Here is a 20,131-nt window from a genome sequence, read left to right as displayed (position 1 = left end):
GTTGGTCATGACCCACGGCGAGCCCGATACGATCGAAGTTCAGGAACACGAACCATCGGGCCCGGCCGGCACCCCTGTACACAACGACCAGAAGGTCACCTGGCTCGAACTGTTTTTCGACCTGATCTTCGTCGTGGCGTTTGACCAGCTGGCCAAACGTCTGGGCGACTCGCCTCAGCTCGAAAACCTTGGCGAGTTCGGACTGATGTTCACGGCAGTCTGGTGGGCCTGGGCAGGCAACACCATGCTCGCGGCCCGCTACGGCAACGAGACGCGCGCCTACCGCTGGGGCACGGTGGCGCAGCTGGTGTCCATGGGCATGCTGGCCCTGACCCTGCGGGGTGATCTGAAGGATACAGGGATGGCGTTTGCCCTGGCCTACGGCACCAACCGCGTCCTGCAGGTGGTGATGCACTTTGCCCTGGCCCGCGAGGTGCCGGGCGGAGCCCCGTTTGCACAGCAGAGCAGCGCTCCCCTGGCGCTCGCCGCCGGGGTGTGGCTGATCTCTGCCTGGCTTCCTGGCGGGTCCACGCTGCAGATCCTCCTGTGGTGCGCCGCGCTGCTGGCTGACATGATCATTCCAGTCGTCATTCAGGCTCGGGTGGGCAACGCGCATTCCAGTCTCCCTCATGAAGGGCATCTGCCCGAGCGGGTAGGCCTTCTGCAGATCATTGCGCTGGGTGCCATCGTCACGGAAGTGGTCAACGGCAGCCGGCAGCAGGAGATGAATCTGGTCACGCTGGCCCCGGCCCTGAGTGCCATTCTGCTGACGGTGGCCCTTTGGCGGCTTTATTTCGATCAGGCCCGCACCCTTCCCCTGCTGGGCGCTCATGTGGAAGGGCAGGTTCAGCGCATGCAGGCGTGGCTCTACGGGCACCTGCCGTTCACCTTGAGTGTGGTGATGCTTGGCGTGGGCCTCGGTCATGGTCTCAGTGGGGTGGACGCCAAGAAAGACGCGGTGAATCAGCAGTTTGTCGCCTGGCCGCTGGCCAGCGCATTCCTGACGCTGTGTTTTCTGCGCTGGAATTCACGGCGCGTCGCACGGCAGCGCGGTATGGACCGCAGCCTGATGGCCATGTGGGCTGGAGCTTTTGGAGCGGCAGCTGTGGGCTTCATTGATCTGGACACCGTGCAGCTGCATGCTCTGGTAGCCGTTCTGACAGTAGGTGCCAGCCTGATTGTCGCCACTGATCCGGCAACCCGGCGTCTCGGGAAACTGGAGGAAGAAGTGACCGAGCAGCTCGACGAAGGAGAAGCGCCGGAAACCATCGTTCAGGAGCTTGCCGATCCGAGCGACGAGATATCGGCAAACCCCCCAACGAACATCGAGACCCGCAGTTCGTGAATAAAGCGGGACAGCCAGACTTCTACTGCCTCTGCACTGTCCATCGCCGGTTCAAGCAGCGGCCGGGCCACGGCCACCACCTGCGCACCCAGCAGCAGCGCGCGCGCCGCGTCCAGACCGGTGCGGATTCCGCCTGACGCGATCAGGGAAACCCCCGGGGCCTGCTGCCGGGCATCCCGCAGGGCCTGCGCTGTAGGTACGCCGATTTCACACAGGTCCGGCCGCTGCACCGCTCCGTAACGAACCAGCTCCTCTACCCGGGCCCAGCTGGTGCCGCCTGCTCCCGCCACGTCCAGGGCCCTAAAGCCCATGCCAGCCACCGTGCTGACGGTGCGGGCATCCAGGCCGTGCCCGACTTCCTTGAGAATGACCGGAAACGGCAGTGACGGCACCAGCGCGGCCAGTTGCGTCGCCAGCCCCGCCCAGCTCGTATCCCCACCTGCCTGCAGCGCTTCCTGGAGTGGGTTGACGTGAATGGCGAGGGCGTCCGCTCCTACCTGCCGGACAGCCTGCACGGCCTGCTCGGCGCCGTATCCCAGCAGAAACTGCGCGCCGCCCAGGTTTCCGACCAGCAGCACATGCGGCGCGACCTCGCGCACCTGGAAGGTAGCTGCCACCTCCGGACGTTCGAGCATCACGCGCTGGGATCCTAGCATCAGGCCGATCCCCAGACGCTGCGCGGCCGTGGCGAGGTTACGGTTGATCTGCCCGGCACGATCTGCGCCGCCGGTCATGGCACCAATCAGCAGCGGAGCACTCAGTCGGCGGCCCAGGAAGCTGACTTCCAGATTCACGTCAGCCAGATTCAGCTCCGGAAGTGCCCGGTAAGGCCACCGCACCGTCTCCAGACCAGTAGTGACGCCCTGGTACTGGCTGTCCGGAAGCAGGCATGCCTCGATATGCCGCAGCTTGCGGGCACTCAGGCCAGGGCCGGAAGTCAGGTAAGTCACCGCTTCAGCCTAGAGTGTCGGCACACCAGCCACATGGTTCTCCTGCAGTCCGGCAGCAGAGTGGAACCGCTGTCAGAAGCATGGTCTGTTTGACAGGCCCCCGGCCAGAGATCAGGCCCCTCATACTCTGGTGATTTCCAGACAAATAATGCTTCCTGGCGCGCTTATCCAATCTGGGTCCAGTGTCCCGTCATGGCCATGGAGAGATCGCGGGTGACCAGTGCCCCTGCCCGCATGTAGCCCCACCGGAGACCACGACATGTTCTTCACGGGTAGATCAGCGGGACAGCCTCAGGCTGGTGTTGACAGAATCGGAACTCCGGGGTACTATTTCTGAGCGCTGGAAACGGCACCCCCGCAAGGAAGTGCCCGCCACAACGCACAATCAGTACCAGAGGAACGCAGGGTAGAGCAGTCTGGTAGCTCGTCGGGCTCATAACCCGGAGGTCGCAGGTTCAAATCCTGTCCCTGCAACCAAATGAACCCCACCGCCAGCCGGTGGGGTTTTCTTATGTGTGTGGGAACTGCGACCGCACCGCCACCATACTGAAGGCATGAGTATGCCGTTCCTGATTTTCCTGGCCGCATGGATCATTGGCCTGATCGGTACTTTTGTTCCGGTGCTGCCGTCCACCCTGGTCATCTTTGCGGGTGCTGCCGTCGCGGCGTTGCTTGACGGGTTTCAGGCTGGGCGCGACCTGCCCTTCCTGCTGGTATTTCTGATCATCGCCGTGGCTGCCATGCTGGTCGACAACCTGGCCTCGGCGTGGGGAGCCCGCCGCTACGGCGGCAGCCGTCAGGCCGCCTGGGGCGCCCTTATCGGTGGGATCGCCGGGATTTTCCTGGGCCCGCTCGGTCTGATCGTGGGGCCTCTCCTGGGCGCGCTGCTGGCCGAACTGCTGGTCGCCCGCCGCCCGATGCCCGAAGCGGTGCGTTCGACCTGGGGGACCATGGTGGGCCTGCTGACTGGCCTGGGGGCCAAGTTTGCGCTGCACCTGCTGCTGGGAGCCTATGGCCTGTGGCATCTGTGGCGTTACACGGGAGCATAAGCAAGCTTCAGCTCCAGCGGCGGCTCAGCAGCGGCGAAATGGCAATCAGTTGCACCGCAAGTGCAGGCAGCAGGGGCAGCAGGGTTCCGGCCAGGGCGCGCGGCACCGATCCGGTCAGCGCCCGCAGCGCCTGATAGACAAGGGCAAACTGAACTCCCAGCCCCAACACCGTGACCGTCAGCAGGGCCAGGGCCGCAGAGGTGTGGGCAGCGGCGCGCAGAGCTGCGTCCTCCACGGTGCCGGCACTGGCGCCGCTGGGCACCGCTGTGGGCTCAAAGGCCGCTGCGGGCGTCAGCAGCGTCCATACGATCACCAGCAGATACAGCGGCACGAACACGGCGAATGAGGCTCCGTAGACTTCGCCGCTCCGGCTCTCCCGCCCGCCCCCCAGGCGTCCAAGCCCCCACATCAGCGCAAAGCTCAGCACTGTCAGAAACATCCCCCCCACCACGTTGGTGATGTGGGTGAGGGCGCCCGGCGGGGCCGCGCGGGCCACCTCGGCCGCCAGGTTGGCCGCCGGGCGCACCAGCAAGGCGTAGGCCACACCGGACAGCACGCCCGACAGCACCACCACACCTACATACCGCCAGCCCACAGGCTCGGCGGGAGCCAGCCGGGCAGCGAAATCGCCCGGGCCGGTCAGCAGTTCGGTAGGCAGAGGCGCAGTGGGTTCTGACGCCTGGGTCGGTGGGGGCTTGCGGGCCATACGGACCCACTCTAACGGCCACCGTGGGGCGGCAGTCGTGCTGCGTGCAAGGTTTCGCGGGTCAGCTGCCCTGCCGCTTCGCCCACCAGGACCAGGCCAACGTGGCCAAAAGACCGTAAGTTAGCAGGATCAAAGCCAGCCCCCAGGCACTGGGCACCAGCTTCTGCGGGTGGCGTGCGGCCTGCGCCCGGGCATCTGCCAGGACCTCAAGAGGGATCAGGCGTAAGGCCAGCCACAGGCCGGCGGGCACCAGCAGCAGATCATCGAGCAGGCCCAGCACGGGAATAAAGTCCGGAATCAGGTCAAGAGGACTCAGAGCGTAGGCCAGCACCAGCAATGCCAGGGCGCGGGCTGGCCACGAGGTCCGCGGGTCACGTGCAGCGTGGCTGACCGCCAGGAGTTCGGCCTTGAGCCGGCGGGCCGATGCCTGCACGCGGCGCCAGCCGGAGGGTGCCCTCACGGCTGCGCACCACGCAGTGTGGATGAAATCATCAGGCGCACGGCGGGCAACGTCATGACGGCGGCCATCAGCCCGAACAGCACCACTCCGATGTATGCCGCGCTCAGCCACGGGCCCTGCCGCGTGGCGCGCACCTGAGGATCAGGGCGCGGAGTCAGCCACAGGTGCATGACCAGCAGCACCACCCCGCCAAACAGCAGCGATCCGGCAGCCAAAGGCACACGCAGGGCCGGGTTGCTCAGCAGATCTGAGGCCTGCCCGGGATTGGCGATGGCTCCGCCGAGGCGCTCGCGGGTCAGCAGGGCTCCGAGGCCTACAGCCAGGGTGTTGTTCATCACATGGATGATGACGGCGTTCCACAAACTGCCGCTGTGCTGAACCACCCGCGCCAGAGCGTAGGCCAGCGGCAGGATTCCCGCAATGCTGGCCGGCACGCCATGCGCCACCGCAAAGGCAAAGGACGAGGCGACGGCCGCCAGGGTAAACCCGGCGGCGCGCTCATGCCCACGCAGCATCAGGCCGCGGAAGGCGACTTCCTCCAGAAAAGGCACCAGCAATCCCGCTGCCAGCAGCAGCAGCCACAGGTCCGCGCCCTTGCTGAGAAACTGCGGCACGCTGTCGGCACTTTCCGGAAACAGCGTCACGAAAAACAGGATCGCTGCGCGTGAAGCGAGGAAGGCCAGCACGAAGGTGCCCAGGGCCAATCCCCAGGCAGGCGGCGTGCGCCAGCGTGAGTCCTGTACCAGGGCGCGCAGGGCCGGCCGGAACAGGAGCAGTCCCACCAGCACGTTGGCGACCACTGACGCGAGCAACGACAGCCCCAATGGTGCGCCGCGCGCGATCAGGACTCCCGAAACCACATTCTGGACAACCAGCAGAGTCAGGGCAGCACGGTTGCCATCCACGGCGCGCACGCCACGCATAGGCTCTGGAGTGGCCTCAGGCCAGCTGGCGGGAGGTGACGTCGGCGCGTCCGGGGCGGTCATGCCCGCAGCCTACCGCGACATGGTTGATGCCGGCTTGCTCTCCTGTTCTGGGGACTGGGCCGTCAGGACCCGGATGGCCGCCTCCAGCCCGTCATCGGTCACCTGATGGTGCAGCACGAAACGCACGCTGTCGGGCCCCAGGGCACTGGCCAGCACACCTCTGGCCGCCCAGGCATCCACGCAGGCCTGAGCCTGCGGCATACGGGCATAGATGATGTTGGTCTGCACTGCCCGCAGGTCCACATTGAACCCTGCGTCCACCAGAGCCCGCGCCAGTTGCTGGGTGCGCCGGTGGTCCTGAGCCAGCCGGGCCGGGCCGTCGCGCACGGCCACCAGGGCGGCGGCGGCCAGCACCCCTGCCTGACGCATACCGCCGCCCATCATCTTGCGGTAGCGGTGGGCCTGCTTCATGGCCGCGGCGCTGCCCAGCAGGACGCTCCCCACCGGGGCACCCAGCCCCTTGCTCAGGCAGATGCTGACCGTATCGAAGTGCCGGGTGATCTCCCGCAGAGGAACGCCCAGCGCGGCAGCGGCATTGAAGACCCGGGCGCCGTCCAGGTGCAGCGGCAGACCTTCTTCCTGTGCCACGTTGCGAATGGCGGCCAGTACGTCCAGCGGAATGATGGTGCCGCCTGCCTTGTTATGGGTGTTTTCCAGGCTGATCATGCCGGTGGGCGACTGATGAATGCTGCGCCGGACGGCAAGGCGAATGTCCCCCGGGTCCGGCACCCCCAGCGGCGCAGGCACAAAGCGCGGCACCACACCACTGAAAGCCGCCATCATGCCCAGCTCCCACTCGTAGATATGGCTGCCCTCGGCGCAGACAACTTCCTCGCCGCGGCGGGTGTGCAGTGCGATGGCCACCTGGTTGGTCATGGTGCCTGACGGCATGAACAGCCCGGCTTCGAAACCGGTGAGTCGGGCAAGTTCCGTCTGCAGGGCATTGACGGTCGGATCTTCGCCGTAGACGTCGTCGCCGACAGCCGCCTGGGCCATGGCCTGACGCATCTCGGGCGTAGGGGTGGTAACGGTATCGGAGCGGAAATCGGCCAGGACCGAAACGGGAGCAGTCATGCGCGTCAGGGTAAGCCCTCATGGCACCTGGATTGGTGGCGCAGTTCCGCACCCCTGGACAGGCTGGCTCAGTCCCCCTGATTTCTGTCAGGTGCATGACCGTCTGCCGCACGCTCCAGGTGCTGGGTCATATGGTCCGGAACGTCCCTTCTGGGCACCGCCTCAAGCGGTGTGGAGGGTTCCAGAGGCGTGCTCGCGCCGGTCAGGAGCATGTCTTCCACCTGCTCCCTGACCCGGCGCATGGATTCGTGCGAGAAGCGGCGCTGCAGGAACCGGCCGAAGATCCGGAATCCCACCCGGTAAAACAGATTACTGATGTGGCCGGTCTGCGAGACGGCATGAATACGGAACATGACCCGGCCTGTGCCCAGATGCTTGTGAACCGTAAACTCGATCTGCCCGCGTTCGAAGTGGCCCTCCAGGGTGTAGTAGTTGTAGCCCCAGACTGCCTCGCGGCTGCCGTCGGGGAGTGCGCGGATCTCGTTGACCACGCCGCCGATCCGCACCCCGAACCAGAAGGTAAAGATCAGAAACCGGCCGCGCAGCACCATGACACGCTGCTCCAGCGGAGTTTCCGGCACAAACACACCGGTGATCAGGTTGGGCGGAGGAAAGCTGTAGTTGCGCAGCACCTGCTGGGCTGCCATGAACGAGCCTCCTGGCAGCGGCTCTCCAGGAGGCTCGGCTGGCAGCTCCTGCTCATAGTTGTCAACGCGCCAGCCGGTCTCCTCGCTGCACTCATGTACGCGGGTAGTGTCGAAGTTGGCCCGGGCCTGCGCGTAGGCTTCCAGCCGGGCACGCTGCTGCTCGTGCAATGGCGGGCTGGTGCGCCTCACGGGGCGTCTCCGGAATCATCCTCCGCCTGAAAGTCAGTCTCACTGACAGTCCGGACCTGCACGTCCCCGATTTTCCGGCCACCGCTGCGCTGGGCCACACGCTCACAGAAGGTGGTCCAGACGGTCTGCTGCACGCGCTTGCCCAACGCGTCGTAGCTCAGGGCCACCAGCCCATCGCGCGAACGGGCCAGCGAGCAGATTTCAAAGTGAAAGGCATCCTCGAAATGTTCGTGTGGCGAGATGGAAAACCGGATTCTTCCGGCTTCCGGGTGATCCTCCAGCGTGACCAGCTCAAACGAGGTGTCACTGACTTCTACCACGCGCACTTCGCCGTTCCACGGTCCCAGGATGCGAATGTGATACTCGTCTCCACGCCGCAGGGCGTCGGACATGCCAACCGATTTTTCGAAGCCGGCCAGCAATTCCGGGGCGTACTGCGGCAGGTTCTGCTGAATATCGAGCATCAGGTCCTGAATCGACATCTGCGGATGCTCGACCTCTACCCAGTAGCGGCGCTCAAGCAGGGCTCCGCGGCCGTCGTCTTCACGCTGGACCGATTTGCGCATGACTGCAGTGTGCCGCACGCTGCCTGAAGCCGGGCGCGGCCCGGGTTGAGCAGTTCCTCATGCCGCAGGCCGCGCGGCGCGCAGCGGTATTCTCCCCTTCCAGATGCCCGACCCAGAATCATCCATCCTGGAAACACCCGACGGTTCACGCACCGCCTACAATGCCCGCTTTGGCGAGGCCTACGGTTCACGCCACGGCGCGGCTGCTCAGGCCCGTCATGTGTTTGTCGAAGGCACCGGGACTCACCAGCATCCGGCGCCCAGGGTGCTGGAGGTCGGCTTCGGGATCGGGGTGAACTGCCGCGCGACGCTGGCGCAGACAGCCCAGCGCGGCGCTCCTCTCGACTACCTGGCCTACGAGTTCGATCCGGCTCCGGCTGAAGTGCTGCAGTCCGTGGCAGCTGGGCAGGAAGGAGCAGATCACCCGGCCTGGCAGGCCCTGACAGCGCGCTGGCCCCAGCCGCCATTAGAGGTCAACGCAGGGGGTGCCCGGGTTCAGGTCATGATCGCGGACGTCCTGGACGCTGACCTTCCGGAGGGCTGGGCCACCGCGCTGTACCTTGACGGCTTCTCCCCCACCCGCAACCCGGAGGTCTGGACGCCGGAGTTTGCCACGCGGCTTTTCCGGACGCTGGCCCCAGGCGGCGTGCTGGCCACCTACAGCGCTGCCGGTCATGTCCGGCGAGCGCTTCAGGCAGCCGGGCTGGTGGTGGAGAGGCGCCCGGGAGCGCCCGGCAAGCGCGAATGCCTGCGCGCTGTCCGTCCCACATGACTTGCGACGCACTGGTCATCGGGGGCGGCATTGCCGGGGCGTCGGTGGCGTACGCCCTGACCCGCAAACACTGGCGGGTCACGGTCATAGATGCCGGGATGCATACGGCCAGTCATGTGCCCTCAGCGCTGGTCAACCCGGTACGGGGCCAGTCAGGCGGCGTGGACGCCCGCGCACCCGAGGGCATGGCCCTCACCTGGGCCCTGGTGCGTGACCTGGCCGCGCAGGGCTATGCGGTGCCGCATGCCCGTTCAGGTGTGGTCCGTCCCCTGCCGGATGACCGGACACGCGCCCGCTTTGAGCGCAACCTGCCCGAAACGCTGCCCCACCACTGGCTTGACCATAACCAGCGGCCCAAGGCACTTGCTGGACACTGGCCACACGCGCTGCAGTTGCCGGGCGGTGGTTGGCTGGATGGGCAGGCCCTGTGCAGGGCGCTGCTGAAGGCGTCCGGTGCGTCGCTGGTCAAGGCCCGCGCGACAGCCTGGGACGCGCAGACGGTCACGCTTCATGACGGAACTCTTCTGAAAGCCCAGGCTGTGGTGTGGTGCGGGGGGTCGGTGGGCTCGACCTGGGCCGGAGAGGACGCCACCCACCGCATGGGCACGCTGCTGACCCTGGAGCGGGCTGCGTCCAAGGTGCCGCTGAGCTTCGGGGCTTACCTCGCGCCAGCCGCGCAGGGAGGCGTCCTGGGCGCCACGTTTGAAGCGCCTGCAAAGCACTGGGTCCCGCCGCAGCTGCCGCTGAACTCGCTGAGCTGGCTGCTGGGCAAGGGAGCCGCCCTGAGCAACCTGGAGACCCTGAGCGTTACCGGGCGGTGGACAGGTTCACGGCTTTCAGGACTCCAGGCCGGGAAGGATGCACACGGTGTATGGAGGCTTTCAGGCCTGAGCAGCAAGGGATTCCTGCTGGGGCCGCTGCTGGCCTTTGAGCTGGCTGCCCAGGTGCGGGCGGCCCCGCCGTTACGCGGCGGGTAACGTTCCCGCACCGGGCACAACTGTGAAGCCGGCCACATGCCTGGACTAGACTGTACGGCGTTATGGCGAACTACCGCATCTGTTTGATTGAAGGGGACGGCATCGGCCACGAGGTCATTCCCGCCACGCGGCGCGTGTTGGACGCGGCCGGCTTCAGCGCCGAGTACGTCCAAGCCGAGGCCGGCTACGAGTACTACCTCGACCACGGCACCAGCGTGCCCCAGGCCACCTATGACGCGGTGGAGAACACCCACGCCACGCTGTTCGGCGCAGCGACCAGCCCCAGCGGCGAGAAACCCGCCGGCTTTTTCGGCGCCATCCGCCACCTGCGCCAGAAGTACGGCCTGTACGCCAACGTCCGGCCCACCCGCACCCGTCCGGTGCCCGGCGCCTACGAGAACGTGGATCTGGTCATTGTCCGCGAGAACACCCAGGGTCTGTACGTGGAGCAGGAACGCCGCTACGGTGATACCGCTATCGCTGACACTGTGATCACCAAGGACGCCAGCGAACGCATCGGCCGCTTTGCCGCGGACCTGGCCATGAAACGCAGCAAACGGCTCACCGTGGTGCACAAAAGCAACGTGCTGCCCGTGACCCAGGGTCTGTTCATGAACACCATCCTCGACCATACGCGCACGGTCGAGGGCCTGAACACCAGCACCATGATCGTGGACAACGCCGCCATGCAGCTGGTGCGCAACCCCCAGCAGTTCGACGTGCTGGTCATGACCAACATGTTTGGCGACATCCTCTCGGATCTGGCCGCCGGACTGGTGGGCGGCCTGGGCATCGCCGCCAGCGGTAACGTCGGCGACAAGTTCGGGATTTTTGAAAGTGTGCACGGTTCAGCGCCTGATATCGCCGGTCAGGGTGTGGCCAACCCCACCGCGACCATCCTGGCTGCCGTGCTGATGCTCGACCACCTGGGCGATCACGACACGGCGCGCCGGCTGGACAATGCCGTGAACAAGGTTCTGTCCGAAGGGCCCCGGACGCGGGACCTGGGCGGCACTGCTGGAACTCACGAGTTCACAGAAGCCGTGATCCGGGCGCTGGCCTGAAAGCCGGCAGAGAGGCTGGCCTGGGGCGATCACCCAGGCCAGCCTCTCTGTTTCTGAAATCAGTCCGCTGAGGTTAGTGCACAGGAGTCTGGGCCACAGCTTCCCCTGACCACATGCCCTGACGGCGGAGGGCAGCGACGAGGTGAGGCTCGCGCTTTTCCATGCCGCCGTCCTGAGCGAAATACGCGCCCAGCAGCCGCGGCCAGTCGCCCGGCTGGCCCCCCCGTGAGGCGATGGGGTTCATGACCGCAATGGCGTCCTGAAGTTCATCATGATCCCCGTCGTGATAGGTGTCCGTGTGCACGACCAGGTGACGCGGCACACGCGGGCGGTAGGGCGCATTCTCAGCCGGGGTTCCGATGGTCAGCGCTGCAAAGGGCAGAACCCCCTGTGGCAGACGCAGCAGGTCAATAAGCCCATCGATTCCGTTCAGCACGCCGCCAATCCAGCAGCCCTGATAACCCAGCATCTCGGCAGCCGTCAGCAGGTTTGTTCCGGCCATCACAGCGTCCCCGATGCCGAAATGCACTGCCACCGCCGGCCAGTGCCCGGGCGTACGCCCAGACACTTCCAACACGCGCCGGGTACGGCGAACATCAGCGCAGACCACAAAAGCTTCGGAAGCCGTGGCCATGTGGGCGTTGGTGGTCAGTGCGGCGGCCTGAGCCCGGACCTCGGGGTCACGCAGATGAACCAACGAATACAGCTGGGCAGTCGCGTCGGTCGGGGCCCGTTGCGCGGCATGCAGAATGACGTCCAGATGCGCTGGCGGCAGAGGAATCGGCGTGCCGTCTGCTGCTGTTACGTACTGACGCACGGTGCGGTGCGCGTCATAGAAGGCCCGGACTTCTTCGGGGGAGCGGTGGGTCATGCGGCGGAGAATACCCGGTGGCGCTGCTGGATGCCTGGGGACGCTTAGCGCTGGCTGACCACAGAGAACAGCAGGCCGATCAGAATAAGGTCTACCGCCCAGCTGACCGGTCGGCGCAGGCGCTCGTCGGTCCGGGACCGTAACAGCTGAACTCCCAGCCGGGCCAGCAGCAGTACCCCAATCACACCTGGGTGGGGAGGCTGACTGCCGGACAGCAGCGGCCACAGCAACAGCAGGCCTACCAGGGCCAGCAGGCCGAAGCTCAGGGCAGTCAGCAGGTCGGGACGTCCGGAAGGGCTGCCGGTCACGCTTGAGGACTCTCCTCAGGCTGCCGGTATGTGAGCGTTTGCACGTCCCCTGCGAATTCGAGAATCAGGACGCTGCTTGGAGGCAGATTGAGGCTCAGCGAGTAGGGCTGGCCATGCCAGCCTTCCTGGCTTGCCATCAGGGACGGCTGCTGGGTTCCGAAACCGCCGTATTCGCCGTCGTCCGTGGAAAGCAGCAGACGGTACTCTCCGGCCTGTGGCACGCCAACCCGGTACTGCTCGCGGTAGGTCGGCGTCAGGTTGGCTACGGCCAGACTCCACTGACCCGATTCGCTGTCCCGCCGCACGTAGGCGTACACGCTCTGATCGGCGTCGTCCGCGCTGACCCAGTACAGGCTGTCGTCACGTTTGTCGCCCCGGTACCAGTCAGGCCGCTCACGGTAGAGCTGGTTGAGGCGCCGCACCAGATTCATCACGCCGCGGTGGTCCGGGACATCGGTGAGGTACCAGGGCAGGGAGGCGTCATGGTCCCACTCTGTGGACTGCGCGAATTCCTGCCCCATAAACAGCAGTTTCTTGCCTGGCATGGTCCACATCAGGGCCAGAAATGTCCGGTACTGGGCGCGCTGGGTGTACCAGTCACCCGGCATCTTCATGACCAGCGACTTCTTGAGGTGCACCACCTCGTCGTGGCTGATGGCCAGCACGTAGTTCTCACTGGTGCGGTACACGTTGTAGAACGTCAGCTTGTGGTGGTGGTGCTTGCGCCACAGCGGATCCTGCTCGAAGTACGCCAGTGTATCGTTCATCCAGCCCATGGCCCACTTGTAGTCAAACCCCAGCCCGTACGGCGACGGCACGGTCACGCCAGGAAAGGACGTGCTTTCCTCGGCGATGATCATGCACCCCGGGCACATGTGGTGGGTCACTTCATTCAGGCGCTTGAGAAATGCAACGGCCTCCAGGTTCTCGCGCCCACCGTGGACGTTGGGCACCCACTCGGTGCGTGAAAAATCCAGGTACAGCATGCTGGCGACCGCGTCCACCCGCAGGCCGTCGACGTGGAAGTCTTGCAGCCACTTGAGGGCCGAGCCGATCAGGAACATCACGACCTCGTTGCGGCCATAGTCGAAGATGAACGTGTTCCAGTCCTGGTGGAACCCGCGGCGTGGATCGGCGTACTCGTACAGCGGTCCCCCGTCAAAGCGGGCCAGTCCGGACGGATCCGTCGGGAAGTGACCGGGAACCCAGTCCAGAATCACGCCGATACCCAGTCCATGCAGGTGGTTGACCAGATACTTGAAATCCTCGGGGGTGCCCAGGCGGCTGGTGGGGGCGTAGTACCCAGTCACCTGATACCCCCACGAGCCATCGAAGGGGTGCTCCATGACACCCAGCAATTCCACATGCGTAAAGCCCATGTACGTGACGTACTCGCCCAGTTTGTGGGCCAGTTCGCGGTAGTTCAGGAACCAGCCGTCGTCACGCCGCATCCATGAACCGACATGCACCTCGTAGACGCTGACCGGCTGGTCGAAGCCAGCTGTGCGCGAGGACATCCAGCGTGTGTCCGTCCACTCGAACCGGTCCTCCCAGACGACACTGGCCGTGGCCGGGCGCAGCTCAAACGCGCTGCCGTAAGGGTCCATCTTGTCTTCGGTCTGCCCGGCAGCGGAAGTGACGCGGTACTTGTAACGCTGGCCCATGCGGGCTCCAGGCACAAAGGTGCCCCAGACTCCGAAGTCCAGCCGGGTCATAGCATTTTCAAATCCGTTCCAGTCGTTGAAGTCGCCCACCACGCTGACGTGCTGCGCACCGGGGGCCCAGACAGCGAAGCGTACGCCCTCTACTCCGCCTTGTGTGGCAACGTGTGCGCCCAGCAGGTGGTCCGGCCTTACCAGATCGGAGGTCGCCATTTGCTGCAGATGACCGTAATCCAGTGGCAGAGGCAGGAAGGAATCGCTCATGCCTGGAGTCTACCGGCCCTGATTGCGGCAGGTGAAAAGCTCATGCAGACCATAAAGGCTCTGAAGGTCTGCCGGGAACCCCAGAGACGGGTCACCTCATCTCTGGGCTTCCCGGCGACAAGAGGGTGCGCGGGAACGAGCCTGCCTACCTGGACTCCTGATGGTCTTTCAGGAACAGGCGACGGCCGTACGCCCGGTGCCGTGCTCCCCGCTGTGCCTGAAGGTCACCGGCCGTGCACAACAGTCGCGGTCAAGTCCGGGCTCAGACTTTGACGATCCAGCCTTCGGGGGCCTCCACGGTTCCGAACTGTATGCCTGTCAATTCGTCATACAGGCGGCGGGTCACCGGGCCGGCCTCGGTCTCGCTGTGAAAGACATGGAAGTGGTCGCCATGCTGAATGCCGCCAATCGGAGTAATCACGGCCGCAGTCCCGCAGGCGCCTGCTTCGCTGTACCGGTCGAGCTGATTGATGTATACGTCGCCTTCCTCAACATTCAGGCCCAGCCGGTGCTCAGCAATATGCAGCAGGCTGTATTTGGTGATGCTGGGCAGAATGCTCGGCGACTTGGGCGTCACGAAGGTCCGGCCGTCCTTGGTAATGACGAAGAGGTTGGCAGCCCCGACTTCCTCGATTTTGGTGTGGGTGGCCGGGTCAAGATAGATGGCGTCGGCAAACTGGCGGCCCTGGGCCTGCGCCTCCTTGGCCTGTGCGCCGGGAAGCAGGCTGGCGGCGTAGTTGCCACCGACTTTGGCGGCGCCCGTGCCGTTGGGTGCGGCCCGGTCAAATTCCGAGACGATGAAGTTGTGCGGAGCGAGCCCACCCTTGAAGTAGGGGCCCACCGGCGTGCAGAACACGCTGAAGATGAACTCGGGAGCCGTGCGCACGCCGATGTTGTCGCCCACCCCGATTACAAAAGGCCGCAGGTACAGGCTGCCGCCCGTACCAAAGGGCGGCAGGAAGTGTTCATTGGCTTTGACGACCTGACGGCAGGCCTCGATAAACATTTCGGTGGAGGGCGCCGGCATCAGCAGCCGCTCGCAGCTCATCTGCATCCGGGCGGCGTTCTGGTCGGGGCGGAACAGGTTGATGCTGCCGTCCTGAGCGCGGTAAGCCTTGAGGCCCTCAAAGCACTGCTGCCCGTAATGCAGAGCCGTGGAACCCTCGGCAATGTGCAGGACGTTGTCCTCGGTCAGCTGCCCGGCGTCCCAGGCGCCGTCTTTCCAGTGAGAGCGGAACCGCAGGTCGGTTCGGATATAGCTGAAACCCAGGTTCGCCCAGTCAATGTTCACGTCGCGCATGAGCTTCAGCCTATCAAGCCCCCTACAGTCCTGGCCGGCTGAGCCGGCCACAGTGCTCAATGGCCGAGGACGTGGCGGCGGAAACGCTCAAGGATGGCCAGGCCCACCGCGCCACTTTTTTCAGGGTGGAACTGCGTGGCGTGAATATTGCCCTGGCTGAAGGCCGACCAGAACGGTACGCCGTATTCGGAAATAGCGCCGGCGTCCACCTCGACCTCCAGCGGAACGTAATAGGAGTGCACGAAGTAGGCATAGGCAGGACAGGTCAGGTCCCTCAGCAGCGGACTGTCCCCGACTTTATCCAGGCTGTTCCAGCCCATCTGCGGCACTTTGCGTTCGGGCACCGCTTCGAACCGGCGCACGACACCGGGAACCAGGTTCAGCCCCTGCACACCTGGGGCTTCTTCCGACTCGGTCAGCAGCATCTGCATGCCCACGCAGATTCCCAGCAGCGGTGTGCCTGCCTGCGCAGCCTGCATGACGGGCGCATGGAACCCGCTGCTGTCGAAAGCCTCCATCACCTGACGGAAATGGCCCTGACCCGGAACAACCACGGCAGGCGCGTGCGGTACGTCGGCTGGATCAGCACTGACGCGCACCTCCATCCCGGCGCGTTCCAGGGCTTTGGCTGCGCTTCGGACGTTTCCACCGCCGTAGTCCAGCAGCAGCACCTCACATCGGGGGGTCACAGACTCCCCTTGGTACTGGGCAGCTGATCTGAAGTCAACGCAACCGCGTCACGCAGCGCCCGGGCCAGGGCCTTGACGATGGCCTCTATCACGTGGTGTGCCTCCCGGCCCGCCAGCAGCCGCACATGCATCGTGACGCCGCCGTGATTGCACAGTCCGCGCAGGAATTCGCGCAGATGATAATGCGTCATGCCGCCGGCCTGGCCCCAGACGTCAAGGGTCTCGGGTTCGAAAGCCAGATGGGCTCGTCCGGACAGGTCCACGACCACGTGCGCCAGGGTTTCGTCCATGGGTACGAAGGCGCTCCCGTACCGCTCGATGCCGCGCCGGTCTCCCAGTGCCTGAGTCAGCGCCTGACCCAGAGTAATGCCAGCGTCCTCAATCAGGTGGTGCGGTTCGATATGCAGGTCGCCGCTGGCCCGAACGCTGAGCCCCAGACGGGAATGACGCGCCAGAGCATCCAGCATGTGGTCCAGAAACCCGTGCCCGGTCGCTGGGGCTTCGAACTCTGGCTGGTCCAGGTTCAGTCGGATCTCGATATCGGTTTCGGTGGTGGTGCGCTGCACGGTAGCCAGACGGCTCATGGTCGCATCCTAGCGCTGCATACCCTACGGCTGGGATGGGGTCGTACAACTCAGTGCACGACCCTGACACGCAGGGTCCTGAAGTGGTGCTCAGGAAGATCAAATCCCTGACACCTGAGACAACAGCCCTCACGAAACTAAAATTCTGACCATACGGTCAACATGTTTTTGATCGCCAGTCTTTTCAAATGTTTAGAACATCGGCTGAATATAATATGTCTAGACAAGAGGAAAAATGATTTTTTCTCATGCATGGTACAACCACCGGGTCGGCAAAACATAGTTCCACACGAGATTTCCGCATCCCTCCTGGAGGTTTGGATGAAGGTACGTCTTGCACTATGCACATTTGGACTCACCGTGATGCTCGCCGCCTGTGGTCAGCCACAGTCCTCCACTCCCGATCTGGCGACTGCGCCTGGCAGCCAGCGAAGCCAGACCGATCTGGCTCCACTGCTCGGCACCAGCAGCCCTGAAGCCATTACAGGACAGTACATCGTTGTCTTCAGCGACGGCGCCCTGGGCAGCGACCTGACTGCCCAGGATGCGAGCGGTCTGATCAACAGCCTCAAGCTCGACCCCCAGGGTGTCAGCATCCAGCACATCTACACCCAGGCCCTGAGTGGCTTTGCCGCCAAACTCAGCGCCCAGAACCTGGCCGTCCTCCGTGCAGACAAACGCGTGAAGTACATCGAGCAGGACGGCAGGATGCACGCGACCGCCACCCAGAGCGGCGCGACGTGGGGCCTGGACCGCATCGACCAGCGCAGTCTGCCCCTCGACAGTAACTATGTTTATAACTCCACTGCCAGCGGGGTGAAGGCGTACATCATCGACACCGGCATCAACACCGGGCATACCAACTTCGGTGGCCGGGCCGTGTGGGGCACCAATACCACGGGCGACGGCAACAACACCGATTGTCAGGGCCACGGCACCCACGTGGCCGGTACGGTGGGCAGTGCCACCTGGGGCGTGGCCAAGGGTGTCCAGCTCATCGCGGTGAAGGTGCTGGATTGCAATGGCTCCGGGACCAACTCCGGAGTGATTGCCGGCGTGAACTGGGCCGTAAGCAACAAAGGAAGCTCCACTGCCGTAGCCAACATGAGCCTGGGCGGCGGGTTCAGCCAGGCGCTGAATGACGCCGTCAACAGCGCCGCCAGCAAGAACCTGGTGATGGTGGTCGCCGCCGGCAACGAAAACCAGAACGCCTGCAACGTCTCCCCTGCCAGCGCCGCGAGCGCCATCACCGTCGGCAGCACCACCCGGACCGATGCCCGCAGCTCCTTTTCCAACTACGGCTCGTGCCTCGACATCTTTGCTCCTGGCAGCGACATCACCAGCACCTGGATCGGCAGCACCACCGCCACCAACACCATCAGCGGTACCAGCATGGCCTCTCCTCACGCAGCGGGAGCCGCCGCCCTGCTGATCGCTGCCGGGAATACCACGAACAGCTCGGTCACTAGCGCCCTGATCAACAACGCTACGACCGGCAAGGTCACCAGCGCCGGTACCGGCAGCCCCAACCGCCTGCTGTACACCGGCAGCGGCACCGGAACGACCCCAGGCACAACAACGACCTACACCGGCAGCGTCAGCTCTGGTACCAGTTCCTTCAAGCCCTCGACCAGTGGATTCAGCTACGGCGGCGGCACCCTGAAGGGCAACCTGAGTGGCCCCAGCGGCACTGACTTTGACCTGTATCTGCAGAAGTGGAACGGCAGCGCGTGGGCAGATGTGGCCGCAAGCGAAGGCGGCACCAGCACCGAGGCCATCAGCTACGCAGCCAACAGCGGCACGTACCGCTGGGAAGTGTATGCATACAGTGGCAGCGGCTCCTACACCCTGACCGAAACCAAGTAAGCCGGATTATCCCGCCGTCCAGATCCCCTGGCGGCGGGGTTCCACCGGCAGATTCACCTTTCAGGAGGTTCTAATGAAAAAATTTGCTCTTCCGCTGCTTGCTCTGGGTTCCCTGCTGTTCACCGCCTGTGGCTCGACGGGCCCCCAGGCTGACGTGCCTCAGGTGGTCGCCCTGCCTGAAGAAACGGTGACAACCACCGGCACGGAACTGGCCTTTGACAAGCTGAGCAGCCAGATTGTATACGGCACCGTCACCAGCACGACCAACCGTCCGTATCAGGTCAGTGTGACACCCTATAACTCCATGAGTGGCTGGTGCGGCGGTACCTTGATCAGCTCCACCTGGATTCTTACGGCCGCCCACTGCGTCACGGGCTATAGCGCCAGCAGCATGCGCGTGCGCGCCGGCATCAACAATCTGACCACGACCAGCGGTCAGCTGCGCACGCCCAGCCAGATCATCATTCATCCCTATTACAGCGACGCCAGCAACGGGTACGACATTGCACTGATCAGAATCAGTACGGCTTTTACGCTCGGCAGCACAGTACAGACAGCCGCACTGCCCAACAACACCACCGAGTCCGTTCTGGATGTCAACGGCCGCAGCGCCACCGTCAGCGGCTGGGGCAAAACCGAAACCGGATCTTCCAGCCCTACAGCCCTGCGTGAAGTCACCATTCCGATTACGCCTACCGGAAGCGACTGCGGCAGCCGCCCGAGCAACACCATCTGCGGGAAATACGATGCCGGGAAGGACAGCTGCAACGGCGACAGCGGAGGGCCGCTTGCCGCCCGATACAACAGCAAGTTCTACGTTCTGGGTATCGTGAGCTATGGACCCTCGGCCTGCCGCGGCTACGGCGTCTACACGCGCGTCAACGGCTATATCAACTGGATCTATCAGCAGACAGGAATTGGCGCACAGTAATTCGAATTGTTTGGACTACCCCTGGCTAGAGCTGGGGGTTTTCCACGTTCGGGAGCGCAAAAACCAACCGATAATCACCTTACTCGGAAGAGGAATTACGCCTTGACCAGAATTCCATTCTGTTATAAACTAAATCCATGAAGCTGAGCGATGTACAGAAACGACTGCAAGCCCCGTTTCCCGCTCACGCGGTCGCGTGGAAACCCGGCGTAATTACCAAAGACCGCAGCCGCGCGTTGATGCTGGCTCACATTGATGCCCGTAATGTCCAGGACCGACTGGACGCCGTTTGCCCGGATGCCTGGTCGTTTGAAGTCGAGGTTGTTCCCGGCACCCGTCTCCCTACTGTTAAAGGCCGTCTGACCGTATTGGGAGTCAGCCGTGAGGACATCGGTGAGGCCCCCGAGGGTGACCTGGGAACGCTGAAAGCAGCTGCCAGTGACGCGCTCAAGCGTTGTGCCGTGCAGTTCGGCATTGGCCGCTACCTGTACGACCTGCCCAAGCAATGGGTGGCCTGGAACGACGCCAAGCGTGAACCGGTCAGCCCGCCTGAACTCCCCGAGTGGGCCCGGCCCGACCACGAACGCAGCCCAGGAGGCGCTCACCTGGTGCAGGCCATGGATCAGCTGCGATATGAAATGCCCGAGGACCTGGAACTGCAGCGTGAAGTGTACAAGCACCTGAAGGCCGCGCTGGGCAGCCTGCACCCCATCAGCGGGGGCAACCAGGGCCGCGCCGCATGACCCGGCCCACAGCCCGGCAATTGCAGCTGGCTATGGCCACCGTGCTGCTGCTGACGCTGCTGGGCGGCGCCCTTGGACGCCTGCTGTAAACCGGAGCCAGGCAACAGAGCCCACCGCATTGGTGGGCTT

21 protein-coding genes and 1 tRNA gene are annotated in these 20,131 nt (G+C 64.4%); 9 read left to right on the top strand and 13 right to left on the bottom strand.

Annotated elements, in window-relative coordinates; all coding sequences use genetic code 11:
• Positions 1-7: 7 nt before the first annotated feature.
• Positions 8-1,345 carry a low temperature requirement protein A gene (locus DEIDE_RS05370; protein WP_012692935.1) on the top strand — a complete coding sequence of 446 codons (1,338 nt, stop codon included), beginning with the start codon at positions 8-10 and terminating at the stop codon, positions 1,343-1,345.
• Here DEIDE_RS05370 and fni read toward each other — a convergent pair.
• The gene (gene fni, locus DEIDE_RS05365) at positions 1,273-2,295 is read right to left on the bottom strand and encodes a type 2 isopentenyl-diphosphate Delta-isomerase (RefSeq protein ID WP_012692934.1); all 1,023 of its coding nucleotides are present in this window, start codon (positions 2,293-2,295) and stop codon (positions 1,273-1,275) included. The two genes, DEIDE_RS05370 and fni, sit on opposite strands and share 73 nt — an antisense overlap.
• Positions 2,296-2,695: 400 nt before the next feature.
• Between fni and DEIDE_RS05360 the strand changes: the two genes are divergently transcribed.
• Positions 2,696-2,772: transfer RNA gene (locus tag DEIDE_RS05360), tRNA-Met, on the top strand.
• Positions 2,773-2,849: 77 nt separating this feature from the next.
• Positions 2,850-3,344 carry a DUF456 domain-containing protein gene (locus tag DEIDE_RS05355; RefSeq protein ID WP_012692933.1) on the top strand — a complete coding sequence of 165 codons (495 nt, stop codon included), beginning with the start codon at positions 2,850-2,852 and terminating at the stop codon, positions 3,342-3,344.
• A gap of 7 nt (positions 3,345-3,351) precedes the next feature.
• On the opposite strand, the gene DEIDE_RS05350 is transcribed toward DEIDE_RS05355, so the two are convergent.
• From DEIDE_RS05350 to DEIDE_RS05325, 6 genes are all read right to left on the bottom strand, one after another.
• The gene (locus DEIDE_RS05350) at positions 3,352-4,050 is read right to left on the bottom strand and encodes a hypothetical protein (RefSeq protein ID WP_012692932.1); all 699 of its coding nucleotides are present in this window, start codon (positions 4,048-4,050) and stop codon (positions 3,352-3,354) included.
• A 61-nt stretch (positions 4,051-4,111) separates the two neighbouring features.
• Complete coding sequence (locus DEIDE_RS05345; RefSeq protein WP_012692931.1) at positions 4,112-4,510, bottom strand: DUF1232 domain-containing protein; 399 nt, start codon at positions 4,508-4,510, stop codon at positions 4,112-4,114.
• A complete protein-coding gene (locus DEIDE_RS05340) occupies positions 4,507-5,496 on the bottom strand; it encodes a type II CAAX endopeptidase family protein (protein ID WP_012692930.1) in 990 nt (329 codons plus the stop codon). The genes DEIDE_RS05345 and DEIDE_RS05340 overlap by 4 nt, the downstream gene beginning before the upstream one ends.
• 9 nt (positions 5,497-5,505) lie before the next feature.
• Complete coding sequence (locus tag DEIDE_RS05335; protein WP_012692929.1) at positions 5,506-6,570, bottom strand: threonine aldolase family protein; 1,065 nt, start codon at positions 6,568-6,570, stop codon at positions 5,506-5,508.
• 68 nt (positions 6,571-6,638) lie between these two features.
• Positions 6,639-7,406: a DUF1990 domain-containing protein gene (locus DEIDE_RS05330; RefSeq protein ID WP_012692928.1), complete on the bottom strand. Its 768-nt coding sequence runs from the start codon at positions 7,404-7,406 to the stop codon at positions 6,639-6,641.
• A complete protein-coding gene (locus DEIDE_RS05325; protein WP_012692927.1) occupies positions 7,403-7,972 on the bottom strand; it encodes a DUF1990 family protein in 570 nt (189 codons plus the stop codon). Before DEIDE_RS05325 ends, DEIDE_RS05330 begins: the two co-directional genes overlap by 4 nt.
• Before the next feature lie 103 nt (positions 7,973-8,075).
• Between DEIDE_RS05325 and mnmC2 the strand changes: the two genes are divergently transcribed.
• The 3 genes from mnmC2 to DEIDE_RS05310 all read left to right on the top strand — a co-directional run bounded on the left by mnmC2 (position 8,076) and on the right by DEIDE_RS05310 (position 10,785).
• Entirely contained in the window at positions 8,076-8,744 is a 669-nt protein-coding gene (gene mnmC2 / locus DEIDE_RS05320; protein ID WP_012692926.1) for a tRNA (5-methylaminomethyl-2-thiouridine)(34)-methyltransferase MnmC2, read from the top strand.
• The gene (locus tag DEIDE_RS05315) at positions 8,741-9,721 is read left to right on the top strand and encodes an NAD(P)/FAD-dependent oxidoreductase (RefSeq protein ID WP_041227116.1); all 981 of its coding nucleotides are present in this window, start codon (positions 8,741-8,743) and stop codon (positions 9,719-9,721) included. Before mnmC2 ends, DEIDE_RS05315 begins: the two co-directional genes overlap by 4 nt.
• Positions 9,722-9,783: 62 nt before the next feature.
• The gene (locus DEIDE_RS05310; protein ID WP_012692924.1) at positions 9,784-10,785 is read left to right on the top strand and encodes an isocitrate/isopropylmalate dehydrogenase family protein; all 1,002 of its coding nucleotides are present in this window, start codon (positions 9,784-9,786) and stop codon (positions 10,783-10,785) included.
• A 73-nt stretch (positions 10,786-10,858) separates the two neighbouring features.
• On the opposite strand, the gene DEIDE_RS05305 is transcribed toward DEIDE_RS05310, so the two are convergent.
• The 6 genes from DEIDE_RS05305 to hisB all read right to left on the bottom strand — a co-directional run bounded on the left by DEIDE_RS05305 (position 10,859) and on the right by hisB (position 16,462).
• Positions 10,859-11,656, bottom strand: coding sequence for a nitroreductase family protein (locus DEIDE_RS05305; RefSeq protein WP_012692923.1), 798 nt, complete (start codon positions 11,654-11,656; stop codon positions 10,859-10,861).
• A gap of 44 nt (positions 11,657-11,700) precedes the next feature.
• Positions 11,701-11,964, bottom strand: a complete 264-nt coding sequence (locus DEIDE_RS05300) for a hypothetical protein (RefSeq protein WP_012692922.1) — start codon at positions 11,962-11,964, stop codon at positions 11,701-11,703.
• A complete protein-coding gene (locus tag DEIDE_RS05295; RefSeq protein ID WP_012692921.1) occupies positions 11,961-13,889 on the bottom strand; it encodes a 1,4-alpha-glucan branching enzyme in 1,929 nt (642 codons plus the stop codon). Before DEIDE_RS05295 ends, DEIDE_RS05300 begins: the two co-directional genes overlap by 4 nt.
• Positions 13,890-14,151: 262 nt before the next feature.
• Entirely contained in the window at positions 14,152-15,189 is a 1,038-nt protein-coding gene (locus DEIDE_RS05290; RefSeq protein WP_012692920.1) for a branched-chain amino acid aminotransferase, read from the bottom strand.
• Between the two features lie 56 nt (positions 15,190-15,245).
• Positions 15,246-15,878 carry an imidazole glycerol phosphate synthase subunit HisH gene (hisH, locus tag DEIDE_RS05285; RefSeq protein ID WP_012692919.1) on the bottom strand — a complete coding sequence of 211 codons (633 nt, stop codon included), beginning with the start codon at positions 15,876-15,878 and terminating at the stop codon, positions 15,246-15,248.
• Complete coding sequence (gene hisB / locus DEIDE_RS05280; protein ID WP_012692918.1) at positions 15,875-16,462, bottom strand: imidazoleglycerol-phosphate dehydratase HisB; 588 nt, start codon at positions 16,460-16,462, stop codon at positions 15,875-15,877. The genes hisH and hisB overlap by 4 nt, the downstream gene beginning before the upstream one ends.
• Before the next feature lie 321 nt (positions 16,463-16,783).
• Here hisB and DEIDE_RS05275 point away from each other — a divergent pair, with 321 nt between their 5' ends.
• The 3 genes from DEIDE_RS05275 (at position 16,784) to DEIDE_RS05265 (ending at position 20,002) form a co-directional block, all read left to right on the top strand.
• Positions 16,784-18,328, top strand: coding sequence for a S8 family peptidase (locus DEIDE_RS05275; protein ID WP_012692917.1), 1,545 nt, complete (start codon positions 16,784-16,786; stop codon positions 18,326-18,328).
• Between the two features lie 73 nt (positions 18,329-18,401).
• On the top strand, positions 18,402-19,259 hold the full coding sequence (locus DEIDE_RS05270) for a serine protease (protein WP_012692916.1): 858 nt from the start codon (positions 18,402-18,404) through the stop codon (positions 19,257-19,259).
• A gap of 137 nt (positions 19,260-19,396) precedes the next feature.
• The gene (locus tag DEIDE_RS05265; protein WP_012692915.1) at positions 19,397-20,002 is read left to right on the top strand and encodes a Rad52/Rad22 family DNA repair protein; all 606 of its coding nucleotides are present in this window, start codon (positions 19,397-19,399) and stop codon (positions 20,000-20,002) included.
• The last annotated feature ends 129 nt before the right edge of the window (positions 20,003-20,131 follow it).

This window comes from Deinococcus deserti VCD115 (assembly GCF_000020685.1).
GTDB lineage: Bacteria > Deinococcota > Deinococci > Deinococcales > Deinococcaceae > Deinococcus > Deinococcus deserti.
This window is presented reverse-complemented; position numbering and strand designations above follow the sequence as displayed.